We start from the raw sequence: 15,762 nt of genomic DNA, 5'->3' as shown, positions 1-15,762 counted from the left end.
CTACCGGAGCCAGCACTGATCGGGAGCGAACAACGTGGAACAGATCCCTGACACCGTCCCCGTCGGGCACCGGCTCGACGCGCGCGCCCGCGCGCGTCTCGGCGCCCGCGCCGCCGAGACGGCGCGCCGGCTGGCCGGCGAGGACATCGTGGCCGTCGCCCTCACCTGGGTGGACGTCAGCGGGATCACGCGCACGAAGACCGTCCCGGTGGAGCGGCTCGAACACGCCGCGACGTGGGGCGTCGGGATGTCCCCGGTGTTCGACGTGTTCCTGCTGGACGACTCGATCACCTCCGGGCGGCACATCGGCGGCCCGACCGGCGACCTGCGGCTCCACCCGGACCTGGACCGGCTCGTCACGCTGGCGGCGCTGCCCGGCTGGGCGCACGCGCCCGCGCTCCGGTACGCGCAGGACGGCTCGGTCCACCCGCTCGACACGCGGGCGCTGCTGCGCCGCGAGACCGAGCGCCTCGCCGCCGCGGGCTGGACGGTCAAGGCCGCCTTCGAGATCGAGTGGGCCGTGTCCAAAGGTGACGGCGACGGCTTCACGCCCGCCTGCCGCGGCCCGGCGTACGGGATGACGCGGGTCACCGAGCTGGCCGGGTACCTGCGCGACCTCCTCACCGCGCTGAAGGCGACCGGCGTCAAGGTCGTCCAGCTGCACCCGGAGTACGCGCCCGGGCAGTACGAGGTGTCGGTGGCCGCCGAGGGGCCGGTCGGCGCGGCGGACACCGCCGTCCTCGTGCGCGAGACGATCCGCGCGGTGTCGATGGGCCACGGGCTCGCCGCCACGTTCTCCCCGAAGGTGGAGGCCGACTCGGTCGGGAACGGCGCGCACGTCCACCTCAGCCTGTGGCGGGAGGACACGTCCGAGAACGCGATGGCGGGCGGGGACGGCCCGTGCGGGATGACGGCCGCCGGGGAGGCGTTCGCGGCGGGGATCCTCGCCCGGCTGCCCGCGCTGCTCGCGGTCGGGGCCCCGGCGGTGGCGAGCTACCTGCGGCTCGTCCCGTCGCACTGGGCGGGCGCGTTCGCGTGCTGGGGGCTGGAGAACCGGGAGGCGGCGCTGCGGTTCGTCACCGGCGCGGAGGGCGAGCGGGAGGTGGCGGCGAACCTGGAGGTCAAGTGCGTGGACGCGGCCGCCAACCCGTACCTGCTGCTGGCCGCGCTGCTCGCGGCCGGACGCGACGGCATCGGCGCGGAGCTGCGGCTGCCGGAGCCGGTCGGGGGCGACCCGGCCGGGCTGACCGAGGCCGAGCGCGCGGACCGCGGCATCCGGCCGCTGCCCGCGTCGCTGAAGGAGGCGGTCGCCGCGTTCGAGGCCGACGACGTGCTGCGGGACGCGCTCGGCGAGGCCGTGACCGACACGGTGTCCGCCGTCCGGCGGGGCGAGATCGACCTGCTGGACGGCGCGACCCCCGAGGAGGTCGCCGCCGTGACGCGGTGGCGGCACTAACCGATGGCGTTACGAGGCGTCCGGCCCGTTCGGGCCGGACGGGCCGGCGGGGCCCGGCGAGACGACGGCGCCCGGCGCGAACGGCTGGACGCGGACCTGCACCTCGCCGCAGGCGCAGCGGGTGTAGGTCACCACGCCCTCGGACGTCAGGTGCCGCGACAGCACGTCGTACACCTCCGACTCCGGCCAGCCACAGCGTGGGCATTCGTCCACCGCGCATCCCCAGGGCAGTGCGTCGCGCCCGCGGGCTCGCCATGGGCGCCTGTAATGGTTATATCTAGTATGTCGTTTACAGCATGTCATGTCAGTAAAGGCGGGGGCAATGCGGATCACCGGATACAAGAGCCACGGAGTGGCCGCGGCGGCCGCGCTGGTCAACGCCGTCACCAGCGCCGGCGGGGACGACTCGCCGGACGCGCTGCGCCGCATCCTGCGTGACAACGAGTTCTTCTGGCAGGAGTTCGAGGACGCCGACGCCGCCGAGTTCCGCGACTGGGGACGCACCCTGCGCCCGTTCTTCGAGGCCGCCCGGGTCGAGGACGCGATGACCATGCTGAACCGGCTCATGCTGGAGATCCCCATGCACCCGCACCTCGCCGACCACGAGCCGCACGGGCTGCACATGCACTACGCCCCGCCGTCGTCGCGGCTCGCGCACCGGTTCCGCGCGACGACGCTGATGAACCTCGCCGAGCTGATCGTCGAGCACGGCCTCGGCCGGACCGGGGTGTGCGCGGCGGACGGCTGCGACCGCGTGTACGCCGACACGTCCCGGGCCGGACGGCGCCGCTTCTGCTCCGAGTCCTGCGCGAACCGGACGAACGTCGCCGCCTTCCGCGCCCGCCGCCGCACCTGATCCACGGCCCCGCCGCGATCTCCCCGCGATCTCGCCGGAATATCGCCGCCACGCGGGAAAGACACAGGGCATGCCGTACATGCCCTTCCTGCGCAGCAGTGCCGACCGTTCCGACCGGCCGGGCCGGTCGCCGCTGCGCGTGGCGACGGAGGTGCGGTCCGCCGGGTTCCGCATCGCGCGGCTGACGGTCACCGCCGTCCTCGCCTACGTGCTGGCCCTCGCGGCGCTGCCGGCGGGCGTGCCGCGACCGCTGCTCGCGCCGCTGACCGCGCTGCTCGTCGTCCAGTTCTCCGTCTACCAGACGATCAAGGCGGGCATCCTGCGGGTCGCCGCCGTCACCTCGGGCGTGCTGGTCGCCGTCATGGCGGCGAGCACGATCGGGTTCTCCTGGTGGACGCTCGGCCTCACCATCCTCGCCGCGCTCGTCATCGGGCACCTGCTGCGGCTCGGCGAGCACGTGCTGGAGGTGCCGATCTCCGCGATGCTGATCTTCGCGCTGGGCTCGGCCAGCGAGAGCGGCGCGGCCGAGCGCGTCCTGGAGACGCTGCTCGGCGCGGCGACCGGGCTCGCGGCGACGCTGCTCGCGCCGTCGGTGCGGGTGCGTCCCGCCGAGGAGGCCGTGCAGGACGTCGCCGAGCGGCTCCGCGAGCTGGTCGCCGAGATCGCGGACGGCCTGCGCGGCGAGCCGCGCGAGCGCGAGGCGGCGGGCTGGCAGGAGAAGGCCGAGCGGCTGTCCCGCGAGATCGGCCGCACCGACCGGGAGCTCGGCGCGGCGGAGGAGAGCGTCCGGCTGAACCCGCGGACGCAGGCGCGGCGGCTCATCGACGCCGGGGTCGCGCTGCGCAACGCGATGGAGACGATGGAGCACTTCACGCTGTCGCTGCGCGGCCTCACCCGGTCGCTCGCCGACGACGAGCGGCTCGGCCCGCGCGGCCGGCTGATGACCGACCCGACGCTGCGCGCCGAACTCGGCGACGCGCTCGCCGGGATCGCCGCCAGCATCTCCGCCTACGGGCGGCTGGCCCGCTCCGACCTCGCCCGCGACGCCCGCCCGTTCCGCGCCGAGCACGACCTTGAGGTCCGCGTGGACGTGGCGCGCGAGCGCCGCGCCCGGCTCGCCCGGCGGCTGCACGACCGGGCCGCGTCCGGGGACCTGTGGCCGCTGTACGGCGAGGTGTCCATGGACATCGACCGGCTCATCGAGAACCTGCGCGTCGAGCACCGGGCCCGCGCCCGCGAGCACTGGCGGCGCAGCCGGGGCGCGTCCCGGCACCTGCCGGCGCGGCCCGTCCGCGCCGTGCAGCGGGCCGGGGACCAGTTGCGGCGGGCCGCCCGGTCGGCCGCCGAGTCCGCCGTGGACGCGGCCGAGCGGCACGCCCGCGAGTCCGGCGGCCCCTACCACCGGCCGTAGTCATGGACAGGGGCAGAGGCCCGTCCTGGGGGGAAGACGGGCCTCTGCGGGGGGGTGGTGCGTTGGTCGGTCAGCGGAAGGTCGGCTCCAGGACGTCCACGCCGCGCGTGTTGTCGGCGACGTAGACGTACCGGCCGTGCCAGTACGGCTGCCAGGACTCGGCGTCCGCGGGCCGGTAGTAGGCGACCTGGCGCGGGTTCGTCGGGTCCCGGACGTCCAGGAAGCGGGTGCCCTGCGCGTAGTACGACTGGACGATGATCCCGTCGCGGACGTCGAAGTAGTGCGCCGAGCAGTCCTTGCTCCGCTCGTCGCCGCTGTCGTCGGTGCCCTCCTTGCCGGCGACGCCCCACGTGGCGACGGTGCGCAGGCGGAACGGGTCCTGCGGCGTGGACCGCCAGCCCTCGCCGTTGTAGGAGCCCTTCAGCGACGCGATGACGAGGAGCCCGTCGTCGGCGCAGCCGGCGTTGAACGTCTCCTCGGTGATGTACAGCAGCTTGCCGTCGCCCCACCTGCGCGGGTCGGCGGCCTGGTCGCGGGTGCGCCCGACCGCGCGGTAGCTGTTGTGCATGAACGTGGAGTTGGTGGTGGCCTCGTCCAGGCCGCCGCCCGCGTACGGGACGGGGTCGTGCGCCGACGCCGTGCGCCACCGCTTCGCCAGCGGGTCGTAGTGCCGGCCCTGCGTGTAGTAGCCGCGCACGCCGCCGCGCCCGGACGCCCACGCGACGCCTTCGGAGTCGACCTGGATGTCGTGCGTGTAGTCGGTCTTGCCGTCGTTGCGGCCGGTGTCGATCGGGTCCGCGAACACCTTCGGCTTGGCCGGGTTCCGGACGTCGGTGACCCAGACGGGGCGGCCGCCCCAGTCGGCGGGCATCCAGTCGGCCTTGGCGGGGCCGCCCGTCCACAGGTACCGGCAGTCGTTGACGCAGGTGGTGGTGTGCCCGGCCGGGACCTTGACGTAGGTGATCTGCTTCAGGCTCTCCGGCTTGGACGCGTCCACGACGTAGATGCCGGACTCGCCGGTCCGGGTGTTGCCGCCGAACGCGCGCGGGTCCCGGGACAGGTAGATGATCTTGCGCTTGGGGTCGAAGTCGGTGTCCTCGGTCTCCCACATGCCCGGCATGTTGAGCTGCCCGACCAGCTTCGGGACGCGGGGGTCGGCGCTGACGTCGTAGGCCTTCAGGCCGAACTGCCCGGTCGCGTACATGATCGTCCGCTTGTGCCGGCCGTGCCCGTAGTCGATGAACATCAGCGAGATGGCGCCCTTGGCGTCGGGCACGCCGCCCACCCGCCGGACGCCCTTGATCGCCTCCGACTCGGTCTTGGCGGGGGCCGCGCGGCGGTAGTGCCCGGAGTGCGGGCCGCCGCTCGTGCCCTCGCCCCCGTCCGCCTGCGTGGACGCCTGCTTGGACTGGGCGTTCTCGGGCTCGGGCGGGCACGCCCAGGCGGCGCCCGCCATCAGGGTCAGGGACGCCGCGACCGCGCCGCCACCGTGGAGCAGCCGTCTGACGGGACCGGATGTGCGGGGGAACATCGCACCCTCCAGGGAAAAGGATCTTCGTGCGCCAGTGTGACCGCGCCGCCGGTGCTGATCAACAGGACGCCGGGTCACGAAATGGACTCAGGAGCGTAAGGACTGGTGGGACCTGTCGAGCTGATCTACTCTCCCCGGAGGTCGACCGCTCGGCTCCCGGGAGGGGCAGTTGAAGAGCTCCACGCGCACCGCGGCCCTGGTCACCGGGGCCGTGGCGGTCCTGCTCGCGCCGGTCGCCGCGTTCCAGGCGTGGAGCGGCGACGCCGACCCGCGGATCTCGGTCGGCGCGCCCGCCCCGGCGACGCTGCTGCCCGGCGACGTCCGCGACGGCACCGGCCGGATGATCGCGAACGCGGTGTGGACGGGCCTCGTCGGCTACGACCCGGCGACCGGCGCGCCCGTGAACGCCGCCGCCGAGTCCGTCACCACGCCGGACCGGAAGGTCTGGACGGTCCGGCTGCGGCCCGGCGCGACGTTCCAGGACGGGACGCCGGTCACGTCCCGCTCCTTCACCGGGGCGTGGACGGCCGTCCTGCGCGAGGGCTGGGCCGGGTCCCGGCTGTTCACCGACGTCGCCCGCGTGAAGGGCGCGCGGACGGGGGCGGCGGCGGTGCCCGGCCTGAAGGTCGAGGACGACCGGACGTTCCGCGTCACGCTCGACCGCCCGCTCGGCGGGTTCCCGGCGCTGCTCGGCGACCCGGCGTTCTTCCCGCTGCCGGAGCGCGTGCTCGCGTCGCGGGACTGGGCGTCGTACGGGCGCGCCCCGGTCGGCAACGGCCCGTTCCGCGTCGCTTCGCGGACGGCGCGGGAGGTCGTCCTCGCGCCGCGCGGGGGCGGGCGGTCCGTCGTCGTGAAGGCGATGCCCGACGCGGCCGCGCAGTACGCCGCCGCCGAGTCCGGCGACCTGGACGTCGCGACGCAGGTGCCGTCGGACCGCCACGAGTCGATGGAGGCCGACTTCGGCGACCGGCACCGCGTCGTGCCCGGACGCGACGTCACCTACCTGGCGTTCCCCGAGTGGGAGCGGCGGCTCGGGTCGCCGAACCTGCGGCACGCGCTGTCGATGGCGATCGACCGGGCCGCCGTGACGGACGGGCCGCTCGGCCGCCAGTACTCCCCCGCCGACTCGCTCGTCGCGCCCGGCATCCGTCCCGGCCACCGCGACGGGCAGTGCCGGCTCTGCGTGCACGACTCGGACGCCGCCGTCGCCGCGCTCGCCGACGCGGGCGGGCCGACCGGGCCGCTGAACCTCTGGTACGAGGCGGGCCGGGGCGACGACGCGTGGGTGAAGGCGGTCGCGGACCGGCTCCGCGCCGAGCTGAAGCTCGACGCGCGCCCGCACCCCGTCCCCGACCTCCGCGAGGCCCTGGACGACAAGCGGGTGGACGGGCCGTTCGCCGTCCACACGACCGCCGCCTACCCGGCGCCCGTCGCCGCCCTGACCCCGCTGCTGGACGCCGGGACGGGCTTCGACGACGGCTACACCGCCGACCTCGTCCGCGACGCGGAGCGGGCCGCCGCCCCGGAGGACGGCGTGATCTCCGCCCGCCTCGCGGAGAGCGCGATGCTGCGCGACATGCCCGCGATCCCGCTGTGGTCGCGGCACGACCACCTCGTGTGGAGCGAGCGGGTCCGCGGCGTCACCGCCGACGCGTTCACCGGCCTCCGCCTCGCCGCCCTCCGCGTCAAGGACTGACCGGCGGCTCCGGCGGGCCGGGCCGCCCGGTCCTCGGCGACAGCGGGACGGCGCACATGCCGCGGCTCCTGAGGTTCGCGGCGATCCCCGGAATGGCTTCGATCGTCGCCGGATAGCCGTCGTGCATGAGGATGATCTGCCCGTCCTGGAGCGTGCCCGCCCGCTCGACGATCTGCTCGGCGGTCGCGCCGTTCCAGTCCTGGGTGTCGACGTCCCAGATGACCTCGGTGAGGCCGAGCTGCCGCTCGACCGCCTTCAACGTCTCGTTGGTCTCGCCGTACGGGGGGCGGAAGAGTCTCGGCGCCCTGCCGGTGATCTGCTTGACGGCCTCCTGCGTGCGTCGCAGTTCCGACAGCATTTCGTCCTGCGTCATCTGGGTGAGGTGCGGATGCGTCCAACTGTGGTTGCCGATCGGCATTCCGGCCTTCTTCTCCGCCCTGACCAGCGACGGATTGTTCTGCGCGTGCTGCCCGATATTGAACAGCGTGGCCTGGAGGCCGTTCTTCCGCAGCGTCGACAGCAGGGTCGCGGTGAACCCCGTCGTCGGCCCGTCGTCGTAGGTCAGGCCCACGAAACCGCCGGTACAGCGGTGGGAGGCGGGCGGGGCGGCGGCGAACCCGGTCGCGCCGGACACCGCGACGGACACGGCGACGGCGGTCCCGAGCACGGCGGCGGCCAGCCGGGCCCGGCGGGAGGGAGCTTTAGTGATCATCTCCTCATTCTGAAAATGATCACTGAACTGTCAATACCGGGAATTCGGCATTCGCGGCGGACGCTACGCCGGGCGCGACAGGCGGTGGGCGAGGGCGGTGTGGCGGCGTCCCGCGCCCGCCGTGCGGACGGCGGCGGCGAGCGCCCGCCGCGACCCCACCAGCACGACCAGCTTCTTGGCCCGCGTGATCCCGGTGTAGAGGAGGTTGCGGCGCAGCATCATCCACGCCCCGGTCGTCAGCGGGACGACGACCGCCGGGTACTCGCTGCCCTGCGACCGGTGGATGGTGATGGCGTAGGCGTGGGCCAGCTCGTCCAGTTCGTCGAAGGCGTAGTCGACGCTCTCGTCCTCGTCGGTGAGGACGGTCAGCGACTGCTCCTCCAGGGACACCGACGTCACGACGCCGACCGTCCCGTTGAAGACGCCCGCCTCGCCCTTGTCGTAGTTGTTGCGGAGCTGGGTGACCTTGTCGCCGACGCGGAAGACGCGGCCGCCGTAGCGGCGTTCGGGGCGCGCGTCGTCGTGCGGGGTCAGCGCCTCCTGAAGCAGGGCGTTCAGCGCGCCCGCCCCGGCCGCGCCCCGGTGCATGGGCGCGAGGACCTGGACGTCGCGGCGCGGGTCGAGGCCGAACCTGCGCGGGATGCGGTTCGCGACGACGTCCACGGTCAGCTCGGCGGCCTCGTCCTGCTCCTCGCACGGGAACAGGAAGAAGTCGGGGAAGCCCGTCGTGCGCGGATGCTCGCCGGAGTTGACGCGGTGCGCGTTCACGACGATCCCGGACCGCTGCGCCTGCCGGAACACCTTCGTCAGCCGGACGCGCGGGATCGGCTCCGCGCCGAGCAGGTCGGCGAGCACCTCGCCCGCGCCGACGGACGGGAGCTGGTCGACGTCCCCGACGAGCAGCAGGTGCGCGCCGCGCGGGACCGCCTTCACCAGCTTGTTCGCGAGGATCAGGTCGACCATGGAGCTCTCGTCCACCACGACGAGGTCGGCGTCGAGCGGGTGGTCCTGGTCGAACTTCGGGTCGCCGCCGGGCTGGAGCTGGAGCAGCCGGTGGACGGTCGCCGCCTCGTGCCCGGTCAGCTCGGCGAGCCGCTTGGCGGCCCGCCCGGTCGGCGCCACCAGGACGATCTTCGCGTGCTTCGCGGCGGCCAGCTCGACCACCGACCGGACGGTGAAGCTCTTGCCGCAGCCCGGCCCGCCGGTCAGCACCGCGACCTTGGACGTCAGCGCCAGCCTGACGGCCTCCTCCTGCTCGGGCGCGAGCTCCTGCCCGGTGCGCTTCCTCAGCCACGGCAGCGCGCGGCCCCAGTCGACGTCGGCGAACGCCTTGAGCCGGTCGTCCTTCGCGTGGAGGAGGTCGAGCAGGCCGCGCGCGAGGGACCGCTCCGCGCGGTGGAACGGGACGAGGTACACGGCCGGGATCGTCGCGGCGTCGTCCCCGTCGCCGGGGATGGGCTCGCGGACGACGCCCTCGTCGCGGGCCAGCTCGTCCAGCGCCGGGACGATCAGCTCCCGCGCGACGCCGAGGATCTTCTCCGCCGCCGTGACGAGGTTCGGCTCCGGCAGGAAGCAGTGCCCGTCGTCGGCCGCCTCGGACAGCGTGTACTGGAGGCCCGCCTTGATCCGCTCCGGGCTGTCGTGCGGGATGCCGACGGCCTGCGCGATCGTGTCGGCGGTCTTGAACCCGATGCCCCACACGTCCGACGCGAGCCGGTACGGCTCCTTGCGGACGGTCTCGATCGACGCGTCCCCGTACTGCTTGTAGATGCGGACGGCCAGGGACGTCGACACCCCGACGCCCTGGAGGAAGACCATCACCTCCTTGATGGCCTTCTGCTCCTCCCACGCCTCGCCGATGCGCTTCGTCCGCTTGGGGCCGAGGCCGGGGACCTCGACGAGCCGCTCCGGCTCCTCCTCGATGACGCGCAGGATGTCGGTGCCGAAATGGCCGACCATCCGGTCGGCCATCACCGGGCCGATCCCCTTGATCATGCCGGAGCCGAGGTAGCGGCGGATGCCCTGGATCGTCGCCGGCAGGACGGTCGTGTACGACTCGACCTCGAACTGCCGCCCGTACTTCGGGTGCGAGCGCCACCGGCCGACGAGCCGCAGGCTCTCCCCGACCTGCGCGCCGAGCAGCGCCCCGACGACGGTCAGCAGGTCGCTCCCGGTCTTGGCGGTCGCGACGCGCGCCACGGTGTAGCCGGTGTCCTCGTTGGCGTATGTGATCCTCTCCAAGACCGCGTCAAGCTCCGCCGGACGCGGCGTGGCGGCGGGCGGCGGCGAGGTCGGCACGATCACCATGATGACCGATCGGGCCGACAGGATGGCCGGATCCGGCAGGTGATCTAGATCTTGGGCCGGGCGCGACGTACGTTCCGGGCGCACCCGTACCGAGCGACCCGGAGGTATCCCTGGTGCTCCGCTCCCGCACCCCGGCCCTGGCGGCGCTGGCCGCCTCGGCCGTGTCCCTGACCCTCGCCCTGTCCGCGCTCCCCGCCGCCGCCGCGCCGTCCGCCCCACCGGGTGGGAACGATCCAATCCCCGGTTTCACCGCGGCCGGAGCGAAATGGCAGCGGCAGTACGAGAAGGCGTTCGCCGCCGTCCCCTCGCCCGCGGTGGCCCGCGATCTCGACGCCGAGCTGTCGGCGGAGCCGGGGCTCACCACGACGACCGGTGACTGGCGGCGCGTGCAGCGCATCGTCAAGCACTTCCGGTCCTACGGGCTCAAGCCCGAGATCAAGACCTATTACGCCTATCTCTCGATGCCGAAGCGCGTCCAGGTCGAGATGACCGCGCCGGAGCGGCTGTCGCTGCCGGTGAAGGAGAAGAAGCGCCCCTGGCAGAAGCATTTCGACGACGTCATTCCCGGCCACAACGGCATGTCGCCGTCCGGGGACGTCCGGGGCGAAGTCGTGTACGCCAATTACGGCCGCCCGCAGGATTTCGCGCTCCTTGAGGAGAAGGGCGTCTCCGTCAAGGGGAAGATCGCGCTGATCCGGTACGGCGCGACGTTCCGCGGCATCAAGCCGCGCGAGGCGGCGCGGCACGGCGCGAAGGGCGTGCTCATCTACTCCGACCCCGCCGACGACGGGTTCACCAGGGGAAAGGTGTACCCGGAGGGCCCGTGGCGGCCTTCGGACGGCATCCAGCGCGGCAGCATCGCGCAGATCCAGCTCGCCGCGGGCGACCCGCAGACGCCCGGCTGGCCGTCGGTGAAGGGCGCGAAACGCGTTCCGGCGTCGAAGGCCCCGATGACGAAGGGCCTCATCCCGACGACGCCGATCTCCTACGGCGCCGCCGAACCGCTGCTGCGCGCGCTGAAGGGCGCGGAGGCGCCGAAGGAATGGCAGGGCGGCCTGCCGTTCGCGTACCGGTTCGGGCCGGGCGGGACGAAGGTCCACCTGAACCTGGAGAACGAGTTCCAGGTGCGTCCGCTGTGGGACGTGACCGTCCGCATTCCCGGCAGCGAGCACCCCGAGCAGGAGGTCATTCTCGGCGGGCACCACGACTCGTGGGCGTACGGGAGCAGCGACAACCTGTCCGGGGCGGAGAACGTCCTGCAGATCGGACGCGGCCTCGGCGCGCTCCTGAAGAAGGGCTGGCGGCCCAAGCGCACCATCGTCCTCGCGACCTGGGACGGTGAGGAGTACGGCCTGTTCGGCTCCACCGAGTACGCCGAGCAGCAGGCCGGTCGGCTCCGCAACGCCGTCGCCTACGTGAACATGGACGGCGCCGGGGGCTCGAACTTCGGCCCGGCGACGACGCCCGCGCTCGACCAGTCCGTCATCGACGCGACCAAGGAGGTGCGCTGGCCCGGCACGGACGGCACCCTCTACGACGCGTGGAAGGCGCAGAACAACGGGAAGACGCCGATCGGGCGCATCGGCGGCGGCTCCGACTTCCAGGCGTTCTTCCAGCGGTACGGCGTGCCCGCCCTCGACCTGAGCGCGTCCTCGACGGGGAGCTCCGGCCAGTACCACTGCTCCTGCGACGACTTCTACTGGATGTCGCACTTCGGCGACCCGACCTGGGAGTACCACGCGGCGATGTCGCGGCTGGTCGGCATCACGACGCTGCGGCTGGCCAACGCGGACGTGGTCCAGCTCGGGTACCGCCCCTACGCGGCGGAGACGGCGACCTACCTCGCCGACTTCGCCGACGAGCAGCGCAAGCGGCTCGGGTCGGTCGTCGTGGACGTGTCCCGCGGCGTCGCGCAGGCGAAGAAGTGGGAGGACGCCGCGCGGGCCCTCCAGGCGCGCGCGGACGAGGCGCTCCGCAAGGGCGACACGGCCGCGTTCCGCGGCCTGAACGCCAGGCTGATGCAGGCCGAGCGCGACCTGCTGACCGACGCGGGCCTGCCCGGGCGCCCCTGGTACAGGCACCAGATCTACGCGCCCGGCATCGACACCGGCTACGCGACGCAGCGGCTGCCCGCGCTGTACGACGCGCTGTTCGTCGACAAGGACGTCCCGACCGCGAAGAAGTACGAGGGGCTGCTCTACGAGAGCCTGCGCGCGGCCACCCGCACGCTCGGCTCCTAGGCGCCGCTCCTGACGTGACGGGGGGTGTCGCCGGACGACACCTCCAGCACGCCCGTCTCGGTGACCAGCGCGGTCACGAGACGGGCGGGCGTCACGTCGAACGCGGGGTTGAACGCCTCCACCCCGTCCGGGGCGGTCGGCGCGCCGTTCCAGGCGAGGATCTCCTCGGCCGGACGCTCCTCGATCGGGACGCCCGTCCCGTCCGGGAGGGCCAGGTCGACGGTGCTCCACGGCGCGGCGACGACGAACGGGATCCCGGCGGCCCGGCAGGCCAGCGCGACGCCCAGTGAGCCGATCTTGTTGGCGGTGTCGCCGTTGGCGGCGACGCGGTCGGCGCCGATGACCGCGACGTCGACGAGGCCGCGCAGGATCGTGCTCGGCGCCGCCGCGTCCGCCTGCACGACGCACGGGATCCCGGCCTGGCGCAGTTCCCACGCGGTGAGCCGGGAGCCCTGGAGGAGGGGGCGCGTCTCGTCGGCGTAGACGGTGTCGACGCGGCTCCGCCCGTGCAGTTCCCGGACGACGCCGAGCGCCGTCCCCCACCCGGCCGTGGCGAGGGCCCCGGCGTTGCAGTGCGTGAGGACGCGCAGCGGCCGGTCGCCGCCCGTCCGGGCGAGGATCCAGTCCGCGCCGAGGACGCCGATGGCGCGGTTGCCGCGGACGTCCTCGTCCAGGACGGCCTGCGCCTCCGCCGCGACCGCGTCCGCCCCCTTCGCGACGAACGGCAGGACGCGGTCGACCCCGGCGGCGAGGTTCACCGCCGTCGGGCGGGCCGTGCGGACGCGGGCGATCGCGGCGTCGCGGCGGGCGTCGTCCCAGCCCTCCCGGGCGGCCTGCCGGACCGCGAGCGCGACGCCGAACGCGCCCGCCACGCCGAGCGCGGGCGCGCCCCGGACGGCCAGCCGCCGGATCGCGCCGACGAGCGCGTCCACGTCCCGGACGGTCAGGTACTCCACCCGGCCCGGCAGGACGGTCTGGTCGAGCAGGCGGAGCGCGTCGCCGGTCCACTCGATGGTCCGCACATCGGTCGTCATGCCTCCATGATGCCCGGCGGAATGTCCCGCGAGTCCGCAAAGCCCGATGGCATCGGGCTTTGCGCCGCCTTCCACTCCACCGCGTGACCTGCGAGAACTTGACAATCGTCGAACCTGTGTTCGAGATTGTGCGGTGGGGCGTGAGAGGGGAGGGACGACCGTGCCGGAGGCCGCGCCGCGGGACCTCGCGGCCGCGCTGGGCGCGGCCCCGGGCGCCTTCTCGGCGCCGGCGGCGGTGCCGGTGCTGCCCGCGCTGCGGACCGTCGTCCCGGGCGGCGGGCTGCGGCCGGGCTCGGTCGTCGGGCTCGGCGGGCCGGGCGCGGCGTCGCTCGGGCTGGCACTCGTCGCGGGCGTGTCCCGGCACGGCGGCGAGGACGGCGAGGGCGGCTGGTGCGGGGTGGTCGGCGTCCCCGGCTTCGGCGTCCTCGCCGCCGCCGGGATGGGTGCGGCGCCCGAGCGGCTCCTGCTCGTCGACGACCCGGGCGACCGCTGGCCCGACGTGGTCGCCGCGCTCTGCGAGGCCGTCGAGCTGGTGCTGCTGTGCCCGCCGGAGCGGCCGGGGGCGGCGGCCGTGCGGCGGCTGTCGGCGCTCGCCCGCAGGCACGGCTGCGTCCTCACGCTGACCGGCGCGTTCGCCCGCGAGTGGCCCGGCGTCCGGCTGCGCCTGCACGTGGAGGACGCGGTCTGGGACGGCCTCGGCGACGGGCACGGGCGGCTCACCGGCCGCCGCGTCCAGGTCGTCGCCGAGGGCCGCGACGCGCCCGGCGCCGGGCGGCGCGCCGCGCTCTGGCTGCCCGCGCCCGACGGCACGGTCCGGCCGGACGAGGCCGTCCGGCCGCCGCTGGAGCTGGTGCCCGGCGCGGTCGCGGACGGCGCGCCCGTCCACCCGCCGCGCGGGCCGCGTCCCGTCCGGGTCGCGGTCGAGGAGCGGGTCGAGGAGCGGGTCGAGGAGCGGGTCGAGGAGCGGGTCGAGGAGGGGATCGCGTGACGCGCGTCCTGGTGGTGTGGTGCCCCGACTGGCCCGCGACGGCGGTCGGGATCGACGCCGCGACGCCGGGGGCGGCGGTCGTCCAGGGACAGGTCGCGGCGTGCACGGCGGCGGCGCGGGCGGCGGGCGTGCGGCGCGGGCAGCGGCTCCGCGACGCGCAGCGCCGCTGCCCCGGGCTCGTGGTGCGCGAGCGCGACGCCGACGCGGAGGGACGGCTGTTCGAGCCCGTCGCCGAGGCCGTCGCGGCGCTGACGCCCCGGGTGGAGGTGGTGCGGCCGGGGCTGTGCGCGCTCGCGGCGCGCGGCCCGGCCCGGTTCTACGGGGGCGAGGAGGCGCTGCGCGTCCTCGTCCAGGACACGGTGGTCGAGGCCGGGCACGACTGCGGCTCCGGCGTCGCCGACGGCCTGTTCGCCGCCGAGCTCGCGGCGCGGGCCGGGGACGGGGGCGTCGTCGTCCCGGCGGGCGGCGCGGCGGCGTTCCTCGCCCCGTACCCGCTGTCGGTGCTGGACCGCCCGGACCTCGCCGACCTGCTGCGCAGGCTCGGGATCAAGACGCTCGGCGACTTCGCTGCGCTGCCGTCCGGGCACGTCGCGGGCCGGTTCGGCGCGGACGGCGCGCTCGCCCACCGGCTGGCGCGCGGTGAGGAGCCGCGCCCGCTCGCGCCCGCGCGCGCCACCGCCGACCTGTCGGTCCGCACCGGGTTCGACCCGCCCGCCGAACGGGCCGAGCAGGTGGTGTTCGCCGCGAAGCGGCTGGCGGGCGAGCTGCACGCGGGGCTCGCGGCGGGCGGGCTCGCGTGCGTCCGGCTGGAGGCGGCGGTCGGCTTCGCGGACGGCCGCGTCCTGCGGCGGCTGTGGCGGCACGACGGGCTGTCCGCGCTGGCGGTGGCCGAGCGGGTGCGCTGGCAGCTGTCGGCGCACCAGCCCGCCGACGCCGAGGCCGTGTGGGGCGGCGTGACCTGGCTGGAGCTGGCGCCCGACCAGCTCGTCCCGGACGAGGGGCGGCAGGAGGGGCTGTGGGGCCGCACGTCCGTCACCGACCGGATCGCGCGGGCCGCCGACCGGATCCAGGCGCTGCTCGGCCACCACGGGGTCACCCGCCCGGTGCTGGTCGGCGGGCGCGGGCCGGGCGAGCGGGTCGTCCGGGTGCCGGTCGGCGACCTCGCCCCCGGCGGGCGGCCGGACGGGCCGTGGCCGGGCCGGATCACCGGGCCCGCGCCCGCCGTCGTCCCGCCGGTGCCGCCCGACGTGGAGCTGGCCGACGCCTCCGGCGCGGCGGTGGTGGTGTCGGCGCGGTGCGAGGTGTCCGCGCCGCCCGCGACGCTGGCGCTCCGGGGCCGCCCGTCCGCGGTCACCGGCTGGACGGGGCCGTGGCCCGTCGACGAGCGCTGGTGGGACGCCGACCGCGCGCGCCGCCGCGCCCGCTTCCAGGTCACCACCGACGACGGCGCCGCCTACCTGCTCGCCGTCGAGGGCGGGCGCTGGCACGTCGAGGCCGTCTATGACTAGGGCCGTCCATGACTAGGGGGCGT

Annotated in this window: 12 protein-coding genes; 7 read left to right on the top strand and 5 right to left on the bottom strand. The window is 74.9% G+C overall.

Annotated elements, in window-relative coordinates:
- Positions 1 to 34 precede the first annotated feature (34 nt).
- The gene (locus ACH01S_RS13760) at positions 35 to 1,456 is read left to right on the top strand and encodes a type I glutamate--ammonia ligase (RefSeq protein WP_218010246.1); all 1,422 of its coding nucleotides are present in this window, start codon (positions 35 to 37) and stop codon (positions 1,454 to 1,456) included.
- 9 nt (positions 1,457 to 1,465) lie between these two features.
- Here the strand turns inward: ACH01S_RS13760 and ACH01S_RS13755 are convergent, their stop codons facing one another.
- A complete protein-coding gene (locus ACH01S_RS13755; protein ID WP_067890411.1) occupies positions 1,466 to 1,669 on the bottom strand; it encodes a hypothetical protein in 204 nt (67 codons plus the stop codon).
- 109 nt (positions 1,670 to 1,778) lie between these two features.
- On the opposite strand from ACH01S_RS13755, the gene ACH01S_RS13750 reads away from it, so the two are divergent.
- Entirely contained in the window at positions 1,779 to 2,312 is a 534-nt protein-coding gene (locus ACH01S_RS13750; RefSeq protein WP_067890408.1) for a CGNR zinc finger domain-containing protein, read from the top strand.
- A 70-nt stretch (positions 2,313 to 2,382) separates the two neighbouring features.
- Entirely contained in the window at positions 2,383 to 3,723 is a 1,341-nt protein-coding gene (locus ACH01S_RS13745) for an FUSC family protein (protein WP_148344838.1), read from the top strand.
- 70 nt (positions 3,724 to 3,793) lie between these two features.
- On the opposite strand, the gene ACH01S_RS13740 is transcribed toward ACH01S_RS13745, so the two are convergent.
- Positions 3,794 to 5,254, bottom strand: coding sequence for an LVIVD repeat-containing protein (locus tag ACH01S_RS13740; protein WP_067890405.1), 1,461 nt, complete (start codon positions 5,252 to 5,254; stop codon positions 3,794 to 3,796).
- Between the two features lie 169 nt (positions 5,255 to 5,423).
- On the opposite strand from ACH01S_RS13740, the gene ACH01S_RS13735 reads away from it, so the two are divergent.
- Positions 5,424 to 6,950 (top strand): peptide ABC transporter substrate-binding protein, encoded by a 1,527-nt coding sequence (locus ACH01S_RS13735; RefSeq protein ID WP_067890402.1) that lies wholly within the window; start codon positions 5,424 to 5,426, stop codon positions 6,948 to 6,950.
- Here the strand turns inward: ACH01S_RS13735 and ACH01S_RS13730 are convergent.
- Complete coding sequence (locus ACH01S_RS13730) at positions 6,940 to 7,662, bottom strand: polysaccharide deacetylase family protein (RefSeq protein ID WP_067890399.1); 723 nt, start codon at positions 7,660 to 7,662, stop codon at positions 6,940 to 6,942. The two genes, ACH01S_RS13735 and ACH01S_RS13730, sit on opposite strands and share 11 nt — an antisense overlap.
- Positions 7,663 to 7,725: 63 nt before the next feature.
- Positions 7,726 to 9,960: an SF1B family DNA helicase RecD2 gene (gene recD2, locus ACH01S_RS13725; RefSeq protein ID WP_246237241.1), complete on the bottom strand. Its 2,235-nt coding sequence runs from the start codon at positions 9,958 to 9,960 to the stop codon at positions 7,726 to 7,728.
- Positions 9,961 to 10,082: 122 nt separating this feature from the next.
- On the opposite strand from recD2, the gene ACH01S_RS13720 reads away from it, so the two are divergent.
- On the top strand, positions 10,083 to 12,209 hold the full coding sequence (locus ACH01S_RS13720; RefSeq protein ID WP_218010245.1) for a M28 family peptidase: 2,127 nt from the start codon (positions 10,083 to 10,085) through the stop codon (positions 12,207 to 12,209).
- Here ACH01S_RS13720 and mtnA read toward each other — a convergent pair.
- The gene (gene mtnA / locus ACH01S_RS13715; protein ID WP_067890385.1) at positions 12,206 to 13,243 is read right to left on the bottom strand and encodes an S-methyl-5-thioribose-1-phosphate isomerase; all 1,038 of its coding nucleotides are present in this window, start codon (positions 13,241 to 13,243) and stop codon (positions 12,206 to 12,208) included. The genes ACH01S_RS13720 and mtnA overlap by 4 nt on opposite strands.
- Before the next feature lie 160 nt (positions 13,244 to 13,403).
- Between mtnA and imuA' the strand changes: the two genes are divergently transcribed.
- Positions 13,404 to 14,231: a DnaE2-dependent mutagenesis accessory factor ImuA' gene (gene imuA' / locus ACH01S_RS13710; RefSeq protein ID WP_067890382.1), complete on the top strand. Its 828-nt coding sequence runs from the start codon at positions 13,404 to 13,406 to the stop codon at positions 14,229 to 14,231.
- On the top strand, positions 14,228 to 15,739 hold the full coding sequence (locus tag ACH01S_RS13705; protein ID WP_067890379.1) for a DNA polymerase Y family protein: 1,512 nt from the start codon (positions 14,228 to 14,230) through the stop codon (positions 15,737 to 15,739). Before imuA' ends, ACH01S_RS13705 begins: the two co-directional genes overlap by 4 nt.
- Positions 15,740 to 15,762 lie beyond the last annotated feature (23 nt).

Source organism: Actinomadura chibensis NBRC 106107, from assembly GCF_001552135.1.
GTDB lineage: Bacteria > Actinomycetota > Actinomycetes > Streptosporangiales > Streptosporangiaceae > Spirillospora > Spirillospora chibensis.
This window is presented reverse-complemented; position numbering and strand designations above follow the sequence as displayed.

Excerpts from the sequence above, each read along its gene's own strand:
- ACH01S_RS13740 (WP_067890405.1), bottom strand. The coding sequence starts at position 5,254 with ATGTTCCCCCGCACATCCGGTCCCGTCAGACGGCTGCTCCACGGTGGC.
- ACH01S_RS13750 (WP_067890408.1), top strand. The coding sequence starts at position 1,779 with ATGCGGATCACCGGATACAAGAGCCACGGAGTGGCCGCGGCGGCCGCG.
- ACH01S_RS13730 (WP_067890399.1), bottom strand. The coding sequence starts at position 7,662 with ATGATCACTAAAGCTCCCTCCCGCCGGGCCCGGCTGGCCGCCGCCGTG.
- mtnA (WP_067890385.1), bottom strand. The coding sequence starts at position 13,243 with ATGACGACCGATGTGCGGACCATCGAGTGGACCGGCGACGCGCTCCGC.
- ACH01S_RS13745 (WP_148344838.1), top strand. The coding sequence starts at position 2,383 with ATGCCGTACATGCCCTTCCTGCGCAGCAGTGCCGACCGTTCCGACCGG.